The sequence below is a fragment of the Streptomyces odontomachi genome (assembly GCF_024435355.1).
Classification (GTDB): Bacteria; Actinomycetota; Actinomycetes; order Streptomycetales; family Streptomycetaceae; genus Streptomyces; species Streptomyces odontomachi.
The window spans coordinates 240,465-256,649 of the sequence record NZ_JAMJWG010000007.1 but is presented as its reverse complement, the minus strand read 5'-3'; the positions used below and the strand labels follow the sequence as shown (position 1 = coordinate 256,649).

Here is a 16,185-nt window from a genome sequence, read left to right as displayed (position 1 = left end):
GCGACGCGCTCGACGGCCTCGGTACGGCCGGCGGGACCGGCCCTCGGGCCACCGGCGCCGCCGGGGTCACCGCCCGTACGTCGTAGCCGGCCGGCGGCCCTTCTCCGGGTCCGGTCCGCTGCCGGGTGTCCGGCCCCGCGACCCCGGCCACCTCGCCCGTTGCGCTTTCCCGTACCGCCCGTCGTGGCGGCTCCGGGTGCCACGTAGACTTCACAGCATGGCGAGGAAGGAACCCGCAGCGGAAGCTGCGAACCCCGGGCGGCTCAAGCAGATCGCCCTGACGTATTCAATGACCAGCAAGGCCGATCCGAAGATCGGGTTGGTGCTGGCGGCCGTCGGAATCGTCACCTTCGGCGTCTTCCTCGCGGTCGGTTTCCTGATCGGTCACCCGGTGTACCTCGGTATCGCCGGTTTCCTCTTCGGTCTGCTCGCGACCGCGTGGGTGTTCGGCCGCCGTGCCGAGCGCGCCGCGTTCGGGCAGATGGAGGGCCAGCCCGGAGCGGCGGCAGCGGTGCTCGACAACATGCGCGGCTGGAGCACCACGCCCGCAGTGGCGATGAACCGCAGTCAGGACGTGGTGCACCGCACCGTCGGCAAGGCAGGCATCGTACTGGTCGCCGAGGGCAACCCGAACCGGGTGAAGTCCCTGCTGGCGGCCGAGAAGAAGAAGATGAACCGCATCGTGGCCGATGTCCCGGTGCACGACGTCATCGTGGGCGACGGCGACGGTCAGGTCCCGCTGAAGAAGCTGCGCACCACCCTGCTGAAGTACCCGCGTACCCTCACCGGCCCGCAGGTCACCGCGACCAACGACCGGCTGCGGGCGCTCGGGGACCTGATGAGCAACATGCCGCTGCCGAAGGGGCCGATGCCCAAGGGGATGCGGATGCCGCGCGGAGGGCGGCTGCGGTGAGGTGACGCCGGCGGCGCCGAAGACGAGCGTGCCGGCCTTTCGTGACCGACTGATGGGCGCCGGGAACCTGCATGGTTCCGGGCGCCCCTTCTCTTGGCGCGCCTTCTCTTGCTTGGCCGCCGGCCGCTCCCCCGGCCCGCGAGGGGACTTCGATTGGCCCCCGCCGGGCCCACCGCAACGGCCTCGGGAACGAACCTCGACGGCCTCAGGAACGAACCTCGACCGCCCGGGAGAGCTTGTCGTGCAGGCCGCGGGAGTCGCGGTCCCAGATGAGGGCGGGCACGGCGAGGCACAGGAGCACGCTGCGCAGGACCACCCGGGCGAAGCCGAGACGGGTGCCGTTCTCGCCGAGAACCCGTAGCCTGAAGATCCGCTTCCCGGGCGTGCTGCCGACCGTGCCCACGGTGAGCAGGCTCAGGACGAAGAAGATGCCGAGCGTCCAGTTCCCCACCGCCTGGCGGTCACCGTGCGCGAACAGGCCGTATGCGATCACCATGCACACCACCCAGTCGACCACGAGCGCACCGAAGCGGCGTCCGAACGGTGCGATGGAGCCCGGGCCATCCTCCGGCAGCCCCAGCCGCTTCCCCCGGTAACCGAACTCGACGCCCATGTCCTCGGCGGCCGAACGTGGTCCCGAGAGCCACGATCCCATTGCTTGCCTATTGTCCACCCGTCCACGGTACTGCGGCCGTGACTACCCTTGGACCCCAGGGCCCGGGCGACGCCGGAAACGCGGGAGCGCCCCCAGGTCGGTTAACTTCGACGAAACAAATGGGTCACGCTTGAGAAATGCCCTGTCCTTATGGTCGGGTCCCAACGGGTGCCATCCGCACTGGCAGCACGAGGGCGTGCGTCACCGCACTGGCAGCACGGACGAAGCCACAAGCCCCCGACCCGGGTGTCGGGCCGGGATAGGAGGAGCTGGATGTTCCAGAACGCCGACGAGGCCAACAAGTTCATCGCGGATGAGGAGGTCAAGTTCGTCGACATCCGCTTCTGCGATCTGCCGGGTGTGATGCAGCACTTCACGGTGCCGGCTGAGGCGTTCGACCCGGCGGGGGAACTCGCGTTCGACGGCTCGTCGATCCGCGGTTTCCAGGCCATTCACGAGTCCGACATGGCGCTGCGCGCGGACCTGTCGACCGCCCGGGTCGACCCCTTCCGTGCCGACAAGACGCTGAACATCAACTTCTTCATCCACGACCCGATCACCGGCGAGCAGTACAGCCGTGACCCGCGGAACGTGGCCAAGAAGGCCGAGACCTACCTCGCCTCCACCGGAATCGCCGACACGGCCTACTTCGGTCCCGAGGCCGAGTTCTACGTCTTCGACAGCGTCCGCTTCGCCACCAGTGCGAACGAGTCCTTCTACCACATCGACTCCGAGGCAGGCGCCTGGAACACCGGCGCCCTGGAGGACAACCGCGGGTACAAGGTCCGCTACAAGGGCGGCTACTTCCCGGTCCCGCCGGTCGACCACTTCGCCGACCTGCGCGCCGAGATCTCCCTGGAGCTGAACAAGGCCGGCCTCCAGGTCGAGCGCCAGCACCACGAGGTCGGCACCGCCGGCCAGGCCGAGATCAACTACAAGTTCAACACGCTGCTCGCCGCCGCCGACGACCTCCAGCTCTTCAAGTACATCGTGAAGAACGTCGCCTGGCGCCGTGGCAAGACCGCCACCTTCATGCCGAAGCCGATCTTCGGTGACAACGGCTCGGGCATGCACGTCCACCAGTCGCTGTGGCAGGGCGGCGCCCCGCTCTTCTACGACGAGCAGGGCTACGCGGGCCTGTCGGACACCGCCCGCTACTACATCGGCGGCATCCTCAAGCACGCCCCGTCGCTGCTGGCCTTCACCAACCCGACGGTGAACTCCTACCACCGGCTGGTCCCGGGCTTCGAGGCCCCGGTCAACCTGGTCTACTCGCAGCGCAACCGCTCCGCAGCGATGCGTATCCCGATCACGGGTTCGAACCCGAAGGCCAAGCGCGTCGAGTTCCGCGCCCCGGACTCCTCCGGCAACCCGTACCTGGCGTTCTCGGCCCTGCTGCTGGCCGGCCTGGACGGCGTCAAGAACAAGATCGAGCCGGCCGAGCCCATCGACAAGGACCTCTACGAGCTGGCCCCCGAGGAGCACGCGAACGTCCCGCAGGTCCCGACCTCGCTCCCGGCCGTCCTCAACTCCCTCGAGGCCGACCACGAGTTCCTGCTCCAGGGCGGCGTCTTCACGTCGGACCTGATCGAGACCTGGATCGACTACAAGCGCGCCAACGAGATCGCCCCGCTCCAGCTGCGTCCGCACCCGCACGAGTTCGAGCTGTACTTCGACGTGTGAGCCGTTTGATCCAATCCATGTGAAGGCTGTCGCCCCCGCCCGGGGGAGGCAGCCTTCGCCGTGGGGCAGCGGCTCGTGCGGAAGGCGAGCGGGGGGTGGATCTCGATGGCGCTGAAGGGGTTGGTCAACGCACCCATCAGCAGCTCCGGCGTCCACCTGCCGTCGGGATGTCGACGAGTGATCCGCTCGGGATGCCGGTGCGGACCATGGCACGGGAGCCGTGGCCAGGTGGGACGCGGCTCCCGTGTGTTCAGGGCTGTTTCACTCGCCACACGCCGGCGCTACCGCACGCCGTAGGCGCGCAGTACGGTCTGGTCGACCGTGTTGCCGGCGCTGTCCTTCGCGGTGGCGCGCAGCGACACGTGGTGGGCCGACTTCGGGGCCCGGACCTGCGCGGTCCAGGCGCCGTCTGCCGTTCGGTGCAGGGTGGCACCGGTCCAGTGCGAGCCGTCGTCGTACGACACCGCCAGCGTCGCCCCGTCGACCGTCCCCGCACCGGTGACGCCGGGCATGTGCGAGGCGTTCAGGGTGAGCGTGGTGCGCCGTGCGGCGGCACCGGTCAGGTCGGTGGCCACGCCGTAGTCGAGCTGGATCAGGGGGAGGTCCGCGGTGCCGGAGCCGGCCGAGCCGGAGGTGAAGCCCCACTCGGTGCTGGTCTGCGTCGAGGTCGGGAACACCGTGTGCTGGCTGGTCCGGGTGACCAGCCGGTACGGCAGGGCGGCAGGGTTGGCCGGGTCGAAGGTGTTCAACTGCTGGTGGTCGGTGGACGCGATCAGGGTGTCCCCCTGGTAGAGGGCCACCGTCTGGTGCAGCTGGTCCGGGGTCTCCAGCCAGTCGCCGAAGTCGTAGCCGGTGTGGCGCGCGTTGCCGTCCCCCCAGGCGGGGACGTTGACGGTGAAGTAGTCGCCCTGCCGGTTGGGCAGCACGCTGTCGCCCAGCCGTGGGTGGATCACCGGCGAGAGCCACTGGTCGGCGGTGCGGGAGCCCGGCTCCGGGTCGGCGAGGGGCGCGCGCTCCTCGACCACGTCCACGATGCCGGACTGCTCGTACCAGGTGAACTTCCCCCTGCCGGGGGTCACCCAGTCGGTGCGGGCGGTCCCGAGCTGCTGGATCGTGTCGAAGCCCGCGCCGTACCTGTCGAAGTCCTCCATGTCGTATCGGCCGTTGTAACCGGGCGCGTCGGTCCGGCCTGCGAAGCGGGAGTCGAACCTGGCCAGGTCACGCTGCTCGGGGCGGTAGGTCAGTCCGGTCGCGGGGATGGCCCCGTCGTGCCGGTCCACCAGGTCGTAGACGTACGGCGAGGCAGGCGTCGAGGTGAGCTTCAGCTGGAGGCCGGGGTGCTCGGCCGCCTTGATCAGCACGGCTCCCGCCGTCGCCCGTAGGCTCGCGACCTCGATCGGCGTGTCGGTCACCAGGTCGGTGGAGCCGAACCAGTTGCTCAGCCGGCCGGCGCTGTCGCCCACGACCAGCAGCAGCCTGGCGCCCGCCGCGACGGCGGCCTCGGCCTGGGCGGCATCGGCCGCGGGCTGGTCGTCGACGGAGGCCGTGCGGTCGTACGTGACGACCACGGCCTTGCCCTTGGCGTCCAGCCCTGCGTAGTCGGCCTCGGTGCCCTTTCCGGCGTAGACGACGCCGAGGTGGCTGGTTCCCGCCGGCAGCCTCGTCGCGCCCACCTGCGGCGTCAGTTCCAGGGAGTCCTCCCCGGTGAACGGCTTCGTGGTGGCCGTCGCCGTGAGCACGGGGTGGATCTTGCGCCAGCGGGCGACGAAGTTGAAGCTGCCGCTGGTCACCTTGGCGGTGCGCTGCGCCCACACGCTGGTGTAGGCGATCGGGAGCAGGACGTTCTCGTCGAAGCTGTGGCCGTCGGCGACCCGGTTCCACTCGATCCGTGTCATCGCGTCGTCGGTGCGCTGCGGTGTCACTCCCAGGACACGGTGTGCCCGGCGGGCGTCGAGGTCCACCGTGCGGTCGCCCGCAAGGTCGATCTGCGGCGCGGAGAGCACGCCGAGTCCGAGGTCGTCGGGACCGCCGGCGCCGGGCAGGTCCGCATACATGACCACGGAGTACTCGCCCTTGGGCAGCCGCAGGGTGAGCCGGCCGCCGTCCGGGATCTGGACCTGCGAGGGCTGCGTGTCTCCGGTCCGGTAGAGCGCCGCGATCCCCGCGACCGGGGCACCGGCACGGTCGGTGGCCCTGAGCGTGAGGTCGTAGCGCTCCTCCTCGCGGTCGATGCCGATCAGGGTGCCGGCGACCGCTGATCCGTCCGCCCCGGTCGCCTCGACCAGACCGTCGGTGACGCCGTACGGCGCCGCGTCCGGGTCGCCGGTGACGGTCACCGAGGCGGTGCCGTGGGCCGGGACGGTGACGGTGGGCGCGGAGAGGGTGAAGATCCTCCCGTCCACGGGGGTGCCGTCGGTCGTGGTGGCCCTGGCGGCCAGGTCCAGCGTGGTGTCGTCGGCACCGGTGTTGGTGTAGGTGATGGTCTGCGTCGACGGCTGGTCAGCGGTGTGCGGCCAGGGATAGAGACCGGACCAGGCGGTGGCCGAGGCGTGGATGTCGCCGAGCACCGCGGCCCTGGTGTCCAGGCGTCCGGCGCCGCCCCGGGACAGCGGGATGTCCGGGGTCGCGTGGGCGGTGCTGACCAGGGCGTCCTTGATCTGCTGGCCGGTCAGGTCCGGGTGCTGCTGGGCGACGAGCGCGGCGGCGCCGGCGACGTGCGGGGTCGCCATCGAGGTGCCGCTCATCGTCGCGTACGGTCCTGAGCCCTCCGCGTACCGGGAGCGGGCGGCCAGGATGTCCACACCGGGAGCCGTCAGCTCCGGCTTGAGCCCGCCGTCGCCGGACCGCGGACCCCAGCTGGAGAAGTCGGCGAGGCCGTCGCCCGAGTCGACCGCGCCCACGGTCAGCGCGGAGGTGGCCGCGCCCGGTGAGCCGATCAGGGGGCCACCGGCGTTGCCCGCGGCGACGACGAACAGTGCTCCGGTGGACGCGCTCAGGGCGTTGAGTGCCTGGCTCATCGGGTCGGTGCCGTCGCTGGCGTCCTGGGAGCCCAGGCTCATGCTGATGACCTTGGCGTGCTTGGTCTCGGCGGCCCACTGCATACCGGCGATGATCCAGGAATCGTCCCCGTTGCCCTCGTCGTTGAGGACCTTGCCGACGAGCAGGTGCGCGCCCGGGGCGACGCCCTTCTCCTTGCCGTCGGAGGCCGCCCCGGTGCCGGCGACGGTGGAGGCGGTGTGGGTGCCGTGTCCGTGGTGGTCGACGGTGTCCTCGCCGGGCACGAAGCTCTGCGCGTCGGCGATCTGCCCGGCGAGGTCCGGATGGTCGGCGTCGATGCCGGTGTCCAGGACCGCGACGTCCACGCCCTTGCCGTCGACACCGGAGTTCCACACGTCCGGGGCGCCGATCTGCGCGGTGCTGTCCGCGAGGGTGGCCTTGACCTTGCCGTCCAGCCAGATGTGGGCGACACCGCCGCCGAAGACGGGCGTGGCGGAAGCGGCCTGCTTCCGGGATTGCGGCTGCTGCGCGTGCAACGCCGCGGAACGGGCCTCGGCACGGTCGAGCGAGCCGGCCGGGGTGAGGTCCCGCCACAGCCGGGCCGCCTTGGCGCGGGTGGCGGTGGCGGCCTCGCCGTGGATCGAGCTGAGGCTCCGGCGGGTGGCGAGACCGGCCGGGTGGTCGGCCGACTTCGGCACGGCACCGTCGCCGCCGTACTGGACGATCAGCGGCAGCCCGGCCGCGTGGGCGTCGTCGTCGCCGTCGGCTATCAGCCGGGTGACGTCGAACAGCCGCTGGTCGAGCACGCCTGCGGCGAGATAGGGCAGTGCCTCGGAGGGGTAGACGTACAGGTCCTTGCCGATCTCCTGCGTCTGCACGCTGCCGGTGAGGTGCGCGGGTCGCTTGACGGTGGCGGTGCTGCGCCCGTCCGCGAGCGTCCTGACCGTGACCCTGTCGCCCGTGATCAGGGTGACGGCCTGGGTGCCCGTGGTGGCGGACGCGGGGCGCACGGTGGCCGGGTGACCGGTGGACTGCCCGGCGGCGTCGGCGACCTGCGGGGTCACCGCCAGGGCCAGCAGGGCCGCGCCGAGGGCCCGCAGCCCCCTTCGACGTGCGAATCGTGATGCCAAGAATGCCCTCCGGAAATTCGTGCGAACGGCGGCTGTGGGCATTCTTGGCGATCGTTCATCCGGTCCGGCGCGTCCGGACGCGGCGGCCTCCCGTCTTGACGGAAACCCGTCACCGAAGCGAGGGCCGTCACCGGACGGGTGCCGTCACCCTGCCGCCATGCCGTCGGTCTCGGGCAGCCAGCCGTGCCGCGCCGCATGGCAGCCCAGTTGGAATCTGGACTGGGCGTCGGCCCGGTCCATCAGGGCCCGGATGCGGCGCTCCACGGTCCGCAGCGACAGGGTGAGCTGGGCCGCGATCTTGCGGTCCGACAGTCCGAGGGAGAGCAGCGAGAGGATCAGCCGGTCCTCTGCGGTCGGACCTGAGGGGACCGGCTGGCCGGCGAACGTCCCGTCGTCCAGGAACACGGGGTGGGCTCGCCGCCAGTACTGCTCGAACAGCAGGGCGAGCGCCTGGACGAGTGCGGTGCCGTGGATGACCAGGGAGTCCGCCTCGCCGTCGCCCGCGAGCGAGAGCGGGAGCAGGGCGTTGGACCGGTCGCACACGAGCATGCGCAGCGGGATCTCCTCGGCGACCCGCACCTGCACGCCGGCCTGCACGGACTCCAGCGCGGCCGCCATCATGCCCTGCCCTTGCAGATGCTGACGGGAGATCACCGTGCGTAGCTCGGCGCCGCGCCGCAGCACGTCCTCGACCATCGGATCGGCGGACTCCCGGTCGACGGCGACCACCGCCTCGGAGGCGAACAGCAGGACCTCGCGGCGTGCTCCGCCCAGCAGCTGGGTGAAGCGGTGCCGGGTGCCGACGACGCCGTGGACCACTTCCACGACGCTCCCCGCCGCGGGCGAGGAGAGGCTGCGGTAGTGGTCGACGAGGGCCATGACGGCAGCCTCGGTCCGGTCGAGCATGGCGCGCCGGCGCACCAGCAGCGGCAGCAGCGCCACGGACGGCGAACTCGCGCGGAACGTCCGGGTGGTGTCGCCGTCCTCAAGGGCCCCGCCCGGCTGGACGCCGTCGGCCAGCGCGAGGCCGTGCGCCACCAGTTCGTCGAGCTGTGCCGCGGCGGTGGCCAGGGCAACGTCCGCGAAATCGGCGAGTTCCGCGAGCGAGGCACCGGGGCGGGCGATCAGCGCAACGTAGAGCCGCTCCTGCTCCGGTGGTATCCCGAGCATTTCCAGCAAGGGACTCCCAGTGGTGGTCGGGGCCCTGGACAGGGCCGCTTCGGCGAGAGGGAAGGGAGAGGGGAACCTTGAGCCTACTCGGTGGTGCGTGCCGGATGCCGGTGCCGGGTGGCGGGTGCCGATGGGGATGGGGATGTTGCCGGCCCGTGGGGCGGTGGATGCCGCTACGGTCCTACGGTCCCCCGGACGACCCCCGGGACTCGCTGAGGAGTCGTTCCACGCGGTCGAACCGGTCGTGCAGGGCGTGCAGGTCGCCGGCCGCGTCCGTCTTCGCCCGGTGCTCCATCCGGCCGGCCTCCACGGCCAGTCGGCGCATGTCCCGCGCGGCGGCGCCGGCGAACCAGGTGGCGATGGCCGCGGTGACGATGCTGAACGCGGCGATGCCGACCAGCATCAGCACGGACGCGATGACGCGTCCCCATGCGGTGACGGGGAAGAAGTCGCCGTATCCGACGGTGGTGGCCGTCTCGATCGACCACCACACGGCGCGCGGGTAGGTGGTGATGGTCGCCTTCGGCGCGCCCCGCTCGGCGGGCACGATCAGCGCGGCCCCCACCAGAAGACACACCACCGTGCCCGCGCCGGCCCACACCGCGGCCGTCAGATGACGGCTGCCACCCCAGGCGCTCCTCATCAGCCGTTGCAGTACGAACAGGAACGAGTACGGCGGCATGGCGCACCTCGACCGGGGGACAGTGCTCTGATCTGTTGGCTCGGGTTGCTCAGGCGGATGGGATTCTCAGGGCTGGTTTTGAGGGCTGCGTCGCAGCCATCCGGAAAGTATCCCGGACGGTTCAGCGGGCGCCTAGGACACACGGGCCGCCCGGCGTGTGCCGGCGGATACGGGAGCGCGCGGACGCGCCCGCGCGCCGAGGGGGGCGGAGGGTGCGGAGGGTGCGGAAAAGAAGAGCCCGTCAGGATCCGAAGCGTGCGACGGCCGTCATCGTGGGGCGCATGTTGCGCAGGCCCGGGAGCCGTTGCAGAAGGGGGGACAGCGCGCCGTGGTAGAAGCCCCGGCCGCGCGGCACGCGCAGTTCCCGCACGTCGGTGATCCGCGGGTGGTACGAGCGGACGGTGCGCAGCTCCCCCGCGTCCAGGCCCCAGGGCATGGGCGGCGCGGAGTAGCCCTGCGCGGTGCGCATCTCGCCGCGCAGGGTGCGGGCGCTGAACCACTTGGGCACCGCGTCGAAGACCAGTGCCGCGCCGGGGAACCGCTCGGCACACCCGGCGATCAGCTCGCGTACCTCGGCGGGCTGGAAGTACATGAGCAGGCCCTGCGCGGTGATCAGCACACCCCGTGCGGGATCGACGGCGTCCGCCCAGGACAGGTCGAGCGCGGACTGCACGAGGGTGGACTGCCGGGCGCCGTCCGGGAGCAGCCTGCCGCGTAGTTCGGCGGTCTCCGGCAGCTCGACGCACACCCAGTGCACCCGGCCGTTGTCCACCCGCCAGAACTGGGTCTCCAAGCCCTCGGCGAGGGCGACCACGGTGCCGTCCGGGTGCTCGGCGAGGAAGGCCCGCACCGCCGCGTCGAAGCTGCGCACCCGTAGTGCCTGCCCCTGGGCGAGGAAGGGCACGGACGGGCCGAACTTCTTCTCGAAGGGATAGTCGAGACGGTCGACGAGCTCGACGGCCCTGGGGTCCTCCAGCACCGTCCCCGGCTCACGGGCCTCGCACGCCCGCTGGTAGAGGTTCCACAGCAGGGTCTCCTGCACCCCGCTGAGTTCGACCTCCGGCCGGTCCCGGCCGTCGTCCTGGTCCGGTGCCCCGCTCATGACATCGTCCCGGTGATCATGGCGAAGCGCCCCCAAGCCGTGCGTCGCCGGCCCGGTGGCCGGCTGGTCGTGTCTGCCGATGTGCAACGCCGGCGTGCGTGCCGACGTCCTGTGCCTTCGCTGCGGCCACTGCCGTCACTGCCGTCACTGCGGTCACTGCCGGCGTGCAGCGGCAACCTGCACATCGACATTCAACACCGTCACGGCCCGCCGGCACCGCCGGGCACGCGGCCCGGCGCTCAGGACCGGCTGCGGAAGTCCAGTGCGTACGCCAGCTTGCCGGGCTCGTCGTCGGAGAGCGGGCGGCTCAGCTTGCCGAACTCGCCGTCGTCGGCGTCCTCGCCGTCGTTCCACTTGCCGAGCACGCCGAGGTCGTCGGCGGTGCGGCCGTCGGCGATGACGGTGTCCTGGTCGACGTCGGTCATCTGCTCGGCGGCGTCGCGCACCGCGGCCAGGTAGGAGTCGAGGTGGGTGAGGTCGTAGGCAGCCAGGTCCACGCGGTCACGCAGCCAGCTGCCCCACATGAACTCCAGGAACTCGGCGGCGCCGTCCGGCGCGGTGTAGCCGATGTCGCGGGTGAAGTAGACGAGGCTGCGGTAGGGGTCGTCCTGGAAGCCGGACAGGCCGAGGTGCTGCGGGAGCTGGTCGGGGGTGATCGGGTCGTCGTGCGCGTCGCGCAGCCAGACCCAGTCGTGGTCCGTCATGGACTGCCAGAAGTCGGCCTGGGACAGTCCGCTCCAGTTCGCCTCGACCTTCAGCCGGATGCGCAGGTTCGGGCCGCCGTCGGGGGTCTCGAGGAACGACGTCAGCGAGTGGTGTCCGTCGGTGAGGTACAGCGCCCCGCCGGGGCCGATGACGACCGTCTTCATCTGGGCGAGCGTGTCGTCGGTCTCGTCGCCGACGTCGACCTTGCAGGTGAAGCTGGCGGGGTCGGACAGGGTGGCGTCGGCGGGCACCTCGTCGGCCTGGTCCTGGCCGTTGGTCTCGCAGTAGTCGTCGAAGCGCTTGTTCACGTCGCCGTTCTGCTCGTCCTTGGCGCTGCCGTAGCGGTCGAGCTTGTAGTAGATCTGGTCGAAGCCCAGGGTGGCCTGGGTGGGGTGCAGTTCGCCGAGGGTGACGTCGATGAGGTCGCCGGCCTGTGCGCACGACCGCGCCCCGGTGGCGGCGGCGCAGCCCGCGGCGCCCGAGGCACGGACCGGTGCGGCGACCGCGGCACCGCCGCCCGCGAGGACGCTGCCGAGCACCAGCGCACCCGCCGCGAGGACGCCGGCAGCGCGCCGCGCACGACGCGGGCGACCCGCCGGCACGGCGATCGCGATCGGGTCGGTCGTACGGGCGGGGTCGGACGTACGGGCCGATCGGGTCATTCGGGTCTCCCTGGATGCGGTGGGAACGGCGGCACCGCCCGCGTGCGGCGACCGCGGCGAACGGCCTCCCGGGGAGCGCGACGGTGGGCGAGCGCTCCCCGGGAGGCCGTTTCTGATGGTGACTCTTGCGTGTGGTGGGGCTCTTGGGGGCTGGAGCTGTTCGGGTGCAGCGGTTGTCAGGGGTTGTCAGGGGTTGTCGGGCGTGCTGGAGTCGCGTTTCGCAGCGGGCTTGGGGCGGTGACGGACCGGGTGGGACGGTGTCACACAGGTGTACCCGAGCAGGCGCCTCTTGGTGGTGGCCGACGGGCGTCAGATCGGCAACGCCTCGGTGAATTCCGCGTCTTGGCCGGCGATGTGCGGCAGGGCCGCGGATGAGTGGTGCTCGGCGGACGCCTCGTACGGCGTCAAGGGGCGCGGGAGGTCGGGGCGCCCCTGGGGGCACCGCGACCGATCCCGCGCCCCTTTCAGGGGCGCCGCGCGAACTTAGCGGCTGTACCGCAGCAGAGCGCGGACCATGTGGCAGGTCGTGTCCGACGGCGGGTGGATGCCGACGCGGGCGGCGGTGGTCCTGATGCGGTGATCGGGAGCTTGGCTCGGCAGGTAGACGCCCGAGTCGAGCAGGGCGATGGCCAGACGCATCGCCTTGAGGCGTCGATTGTGCGAGATGTACCACTGCCGGGGGCGTCCGGCGGGCAGCGGCTTCTTCTTCATCGGGGTGTACGGCAGGTCGAAGAGCACGGGCTTCGAGGTGAGTGCGGCAGCGGGCACAGCCATCCTCCTGTCGCGGTCAGGGGTCCTTCTCCGTCCGATCGGAACCCCTCGAACACTGCTTCAATTCTACTGCGCCCCACTGACAAAAGCCGCTGGCCAGCAGGGCAGTTGAGGGCGTCGTGGAGGGTGGGACGGGGGTGGGCGGAGGGGGCCCGGGGGCGGGGTGGTGCGAGGGGGGAACGGAGGCGGCCGGGGATCCCCCGAAGAGACGGCCAGGAGCATCCTGACGAGGTGGCCGGACGGGTGCCGGACGGGTGCCACGTCGGGGCCTGCGCATCGCGCGGCGGGAACCGTCGAAGGGACGTCGTATCGCTGGGTGAGACCTGGCGCACGGAACCCTCGGCCATCGGGCCGCCGTCTGGTTCAATGGCTCCATGGCAGGCTTCCAGGACACCGCGACGGGTCATCACGACCTCGAGCCTTTCTGGCCGTCCCGTCAGAATCACGACTTCGACCGGGTGTGTTGCCGCGCGTGGATCGCGCTGGCCCTCTGAAAGCCGTTCGTCTTCCCGGCGTTCGACCAGCGCGCACGACGTATGTCCTTCGACAACCTCTCGCGCGAAAGAGCTGACTCCCCATGGCACACCCCCGTTCCTTCACCACCGTCGCCGAAGCCGCACCCTCCCCCGCCGCAGCCGCCGCTTCCGGGTCCGCCCGGCACCGGCTACGCGCCGTCGACCGGGACCCGGATTGGGGTCTCCCCCGCTCTGGGGGCACCTCCCAGGCCCTTCAAAACTCTGGGGGAGCGGTGGAGAGCCTGGGCCAGGACATCACCGACTTCCTCCCGCCCGGCGCCACCTGGCTGCCCGCCCCGCCGCACGCCCTGCCCACCCTGCCGGGGCACCCCCCGATGGTCGGCTACCTGGTCCTCGTCCCCGTCGACCAGCTTCCGGGACTCGCCGGCCTGCCGTCCGCCGTGCCGGTCCACGGGGTGCCGGTCCACGGCGCGCCGGGCGGGAGCGTTGCGGAAGCCGCGGCGGGCGCTGCCGGCGGCGTCCCGGGCGACCGGGACGCCCTCATACGGATCGACGCGGTCCGCCGCACCGCCGAGGTCGACGGGCGGCATCTGGACCTGACGTACCTGGAGTTCGAACTGCTGGCGCACCTGGTCGCCCATCCGCACCGGGTGCACACCCGCGACCACCTGGTCACCACCGTGTGGGGCTACGGGCACGTGGGCGACGGGCGCACGGTCGACGTCCACATCGCCCGCCTGCGGCGCAAGCTCGGCGCCGAGCACCGGCGCGTGATCCAGACGGTGCGCCGGGTGGGCTACAAGTACACGCCGCCGGCGGCCCACTGAGCCCGCCGGGCCCGCGGCGCTGCCGGACCCGGCGCGGGACAGGCGACAGGTGGTGCCAGGTACACCCCCGGCACGGGGGCAGAACCCCGTGCCCCCGGGCGGCCTGCTCGGCGACACTGGGCACCATGACCCCGGAACCCGGCCCTGAACGCGGCGAACCCCGTACCCCTGTGGGGCGCGGGACGGAACATCCCGAGGCGCCGCCGCGCGGCCACGGCCGGCCCCTGGGCGACGAGCGGACCGGCGCCGGCGCCACCGGACGGCGCGTCCCCGGCGTACCCGTTCGGAACCTGCTCCCGGACGACTGGCGCACCGAGCTCCAGGCGCGTGCCCGCACCGCGGGGCTCGCCGTGCTGCGCGGCGTGCTGCTGACCCTCGCCACGCTCGCCGGCTCGATCCCGCTGTTCGTGCTCACCGTTCTGTCGCTCGCCCTGATCCCGATCGGCGTGGGGCTGCTCACCACCCCGGTCGTGCTGGACCTGGTGCGCTGGCACGCCAACTACCGGCGGTTGCTGGCCGCCGAGTGGTGCGGGGTGCGCATCCCGGTGCCGTACGCGCCGCTCCCGAAGCGGCTGCCCGGGGGGATCGCCGGGCAGGTGCGGCGCTGCCTGCTGATGCTGAAGGACCGGGCGACCTGGCGGGACCTGGCGTGGCTGCCGTTCGACGTCACGATCGGCACGGTGCTCGCGATCCTCACGCCGGCCCTGCTCGAGGAGGGTGTCTTCGGGATCCTGCTGGCGTTCGGGCTGTGGCGGCCGGTGGTGGACGCGGCGAACGGCTGGTGGTTCGCGTTCATCCCGGTCGGCGGCTGGGGCACGGCCTTCCTCGCGGGGCTGCTCGGCTGTGTCTGGCTGGCGGTGCTTCCGATGGTCGGCTCGCGACTGGTGGAGCTGCACTTCCGGTGCGCCGCCGCGCTGCTGGACCGCGGGCGTGCGGCCGCGCTCAGCCGGCGCATCGACCGGCTCACGACCACTCGCCACGACGCCGTGGACACCTCGGCCGCCGAACTGCGCCGCATCGAGCGCGACCTGCACGACGGCGCGCAGGCCCGGCTGGTCGCCGTCGGCATGGAGCTGGGCACCGTGGAGGCGCTGCTGGAGGCGGACCCGGCGACCGCACGTGAACTGCTCGCCCGGGCCCGCCAGTCCTCCGCCGAGGCGCTCACCGAGCTGCGCGACCTGGTGCGCGGCATCCATCCTCCGGTGCTGGCCGAGCGCGGTCTCGGGGACGCGATACGGGCGCTGGCGCTGCGGATGCCGATCCCGGTCGACGTGCACATCGACGCGTCCCTGCCGGCGCGGCTGACCGATCCGGTCGAGTCGGCGGCGTACTTCGCGGTGAGCGAGGCCCTCACCAACGCGATCAAGCACGCCGGTGCCGACCGCATCGCGGTGGACGTGCACCACGTCGAGGGCATGCTGCGCATCGCGGTCACCGACGACGGCAAGGGCGGCGCGGTGATCGGTGCCGGGACGGGGCTTTCCGGAGTCGAACGGCGACTCGGTACCTTCGACGGCATCCTGGCCGTCACCTCACCGCGCGGCGGCCCCACCATGATCACCATGGAGATCCCTTGCGCGTAGTACTGGCCGAAGATCTCTTCCTGCTCCGCGACGGTCTGGTGCGGATGCTCCAGGCGTTCGGCTTCGAGATCGCCGCGGCCGTCGAGAGCGGCCCCGAGCTGACCCGCGCCCTGGCCGAGCTCCGGCCCGACGTGGCGGTGATCGACGTCCGGCTGCCGCCCACGCACACCGACGAGGGCCTCCAGTGCGCGCTCGCGGCCCGCCGGGAGCGCCCCGGGCTGCCGGTGCTGATCCTCTCGCAGCACGTGGAGCGCCTGTACGCGCGCGAACTGCTGGCGGACGGCGACGGTGGCATCGGCTATCTGCTCAAGGACCGGGTGTTCGACGCCGGGCAGTTCGTCGACGCCGTGCAGCGGGTGGCCGCCGGGGGCACCGCGATGGACCCGCAGGTCATCTCGCAGCTGCTGGCGCGCCGCTCGGTGGAGCGGCCGTTGTCCGTGCTGACCGCGCGGGAGCTGGAGGTGCTGGAGCTGATGGCGCAGGGCCGGTCGAACGCGGCCATCGCCGGCCAACTCGTCGTCACCGAGCGCGCGATCGCCAAGCACACGTCGAACATCTTCGCCAAGCTCGGCCTCGAGGTCTCCGACGACGACAACCGGCGGGTCCTGGCGGTCCTCGCCTACCTGGACCGCGACCGCTGACGGTCCGCTCCGCCGCCGCGTCCCGGCTGTCCGCCAGGCCACCCGCGTCGGACCCACTCGGCCGCAGGCTTGCTCGGCGTCAGCCCACGCGGCATCAGAAAACGCGGCGCGTCGGGGTACTGCCGGCACATTCTTCACACGGCTCTCGTCACGCCCCGTTGCCCTCAGGCGTAACGATCACTACCGTG

Annotated in this window: 12 protein-coding genes; 5 read left to right on the top strand and 7 right to left on the bottom strand. The window is 71.8% G+C overall.

The genetic code is table 11. From position 1 onward, the window contains the following. The first annotated feature begins 217 nt into the window (after positions 1–217). A complete protein-coding gene (locus NQO67_RS17450) occupies positions 218–913 on the top strand; it encodes a DUF4191 domain-containing protein (RefSeq protein ID WP_255950927.1) in 696 nt (231 codons plus the stop codon). Positions 914–1,118: 205 nt separating this feature from the next. Here NQO67_RS17450 and NQO67_RS17445 read toward each other — a convergent pair whose 3' ends face one another. Next, the gene (locus tag NQO67_RS17445) at positions 1,119–1,586 is read right to left on the bottom strand and encodes an RDD family protein (RefSeq protein ID WP_255950926.1); all 468 of its coding nucleotides are present in this window, start codon (positions 1,584–1,586) and stop codon (positions 1,119–1,121) included. A 255-nt stretch (positions 1,587–1,841) separates the two neighbouring features. On the opposite strand from NQO67_RS17445, the gene glnA reads away from it, so the two are divergent. Beyond that, positions 1,842–3,251, top strand: coding sequence for a type I glutamate--ammonia ligase (gene glnA, locus NQO67_RS17440; protein WP_255950925.1), 1,410 nt, complete (start codon positions 1,842–1,844; stop codon positions 3,249–3,251). A 281-nt stretch (positions 3,252–3,532) separates the two neighbouring features. Here the strand turns inward: glnA and NQO67_RS17435 are convergent, their stop codons facing one another. The 6 genes from NQO67_RS17435 to NQO67_RS17410 form a co-directional block, all read right to left on the bottom strand. Further along, complete coding sequence (locus NQO67_RS17435; RefSeq protein ID WP_255950924.1) at positions 3,533–7,378, bottom strand: S8 family serine peptidase; 3,846 nt, start codon at positions 7,376–7,378, stop codon at positions 3,533–3,535. A 144-nt stretch (positions 7,379–7,522) separates the two neighbouring features. Beyond that, positions 7,523–8,548: a LuxR C-terminal-related transcriptional regulator gene (locus tag NQO67_RS17430; protein WP_255950923.1), complete on the bottom strand. Its 1,026-nt coding sequence runs from the start codon at positions 8,546–8,548 to the stop codon at positions 7,523–7,525. Positions 8,549–8,729: 181 nt separating this feature from the next. Beyond that, entirely contained in the window at positions 8,730–9,230 is a 501-nt protein-coding gene (locus NQO67_RS17425; RefSeq protein WP_255950922.1) for a potassium channel family protein, read from the bottom strand. A gap of 241 nt (positions 9,231–9,471) precedes the next feature. Then, positions 9,472–10,332 (bottom strand): class I SAM-dependent methyltransferase, encoded by an 861-nt coding sequence (locus NQO67_RS17420; RefSeq protein WP_255950921.1) that lies wholly within the window; start codon positions 10,330–10,332, stop codon positions 9,472–9,474. A 239-nt stretch (positions 10,333–10,571) separates the two neighbouring features. After that, complete coding sequence (locus NQO67_RS17415; protein ID WP_374119015.1) at positions 10,572–11,699, bottom strand: ParB/Srx family N-terminal domain-containing protein; 1,128 nt, start codon at positions 11,697–11,699, stop codon at positions 10,572–10,574. A gap of 483 nt (positions 11,700–12,182) precedes the next feature. Next, a complete protein-coding gene (locus NQO67_RS17410; RefSeq protein WP_255950920.1) occupies positions 12,183–12,473 on the bottom strand; it encodes a hypothetical protein in 291 nt (96 codons plus the stop codon). Between the two features lie 574 nt (positions 12,474–13,047). Between NQO67_RS17410 and NQO67_RS17405 the strand changes: the two genes are divergently transcribed. The 3 genes from NQO67_RS17405 to NQO67_RS17395 all read left to right on the top strand — a co-directional run bounded on the left by NQO67_RS17405 (position 13,048) and on the right by NQO67_RS17395 (position 15,997). Then, complete coding sequence (locus NQO67_RS17405; protein ID WP_255950919.1) at positions 13,048–13,773, top strand: winged helix-turn-helix domain-containing protein; 726 nt, start codon at positions 13,048–13,050, stop codon at positions 13,771–13,773. Between the two features lie 125 nt (positions 13,774–13,898). Continuing rightward, positions 13,899–15,356, top strand: coding sequence for a sensor histidine kinase (locus NQO67_RS17400; protein WP_255950918.1), 1,458 nt, complete (start codon positions 13,899–13,901; stop codon positions 15,354–15,356). Continuing rightward, positions 15,347–15,997 carry a response regulator transcription factor gene (locus NQO67_RS17395; protein ID WP_255950917.1) on the top strand — a complete coding sequence of 217 codons (651 nt, stop codon included), beginning with the start codon at positions 15,347–15,349 and terminating at the stop codon, positions 15,995–15,997. The genes NQO67_RS17400 and NQO67_RS17395 overlap by 10 nt, the downstream gene beginning before the upstream one ends. The last annotated feature ends 188 nt before the right edge of the window (positions 15,998–16,185 follow it).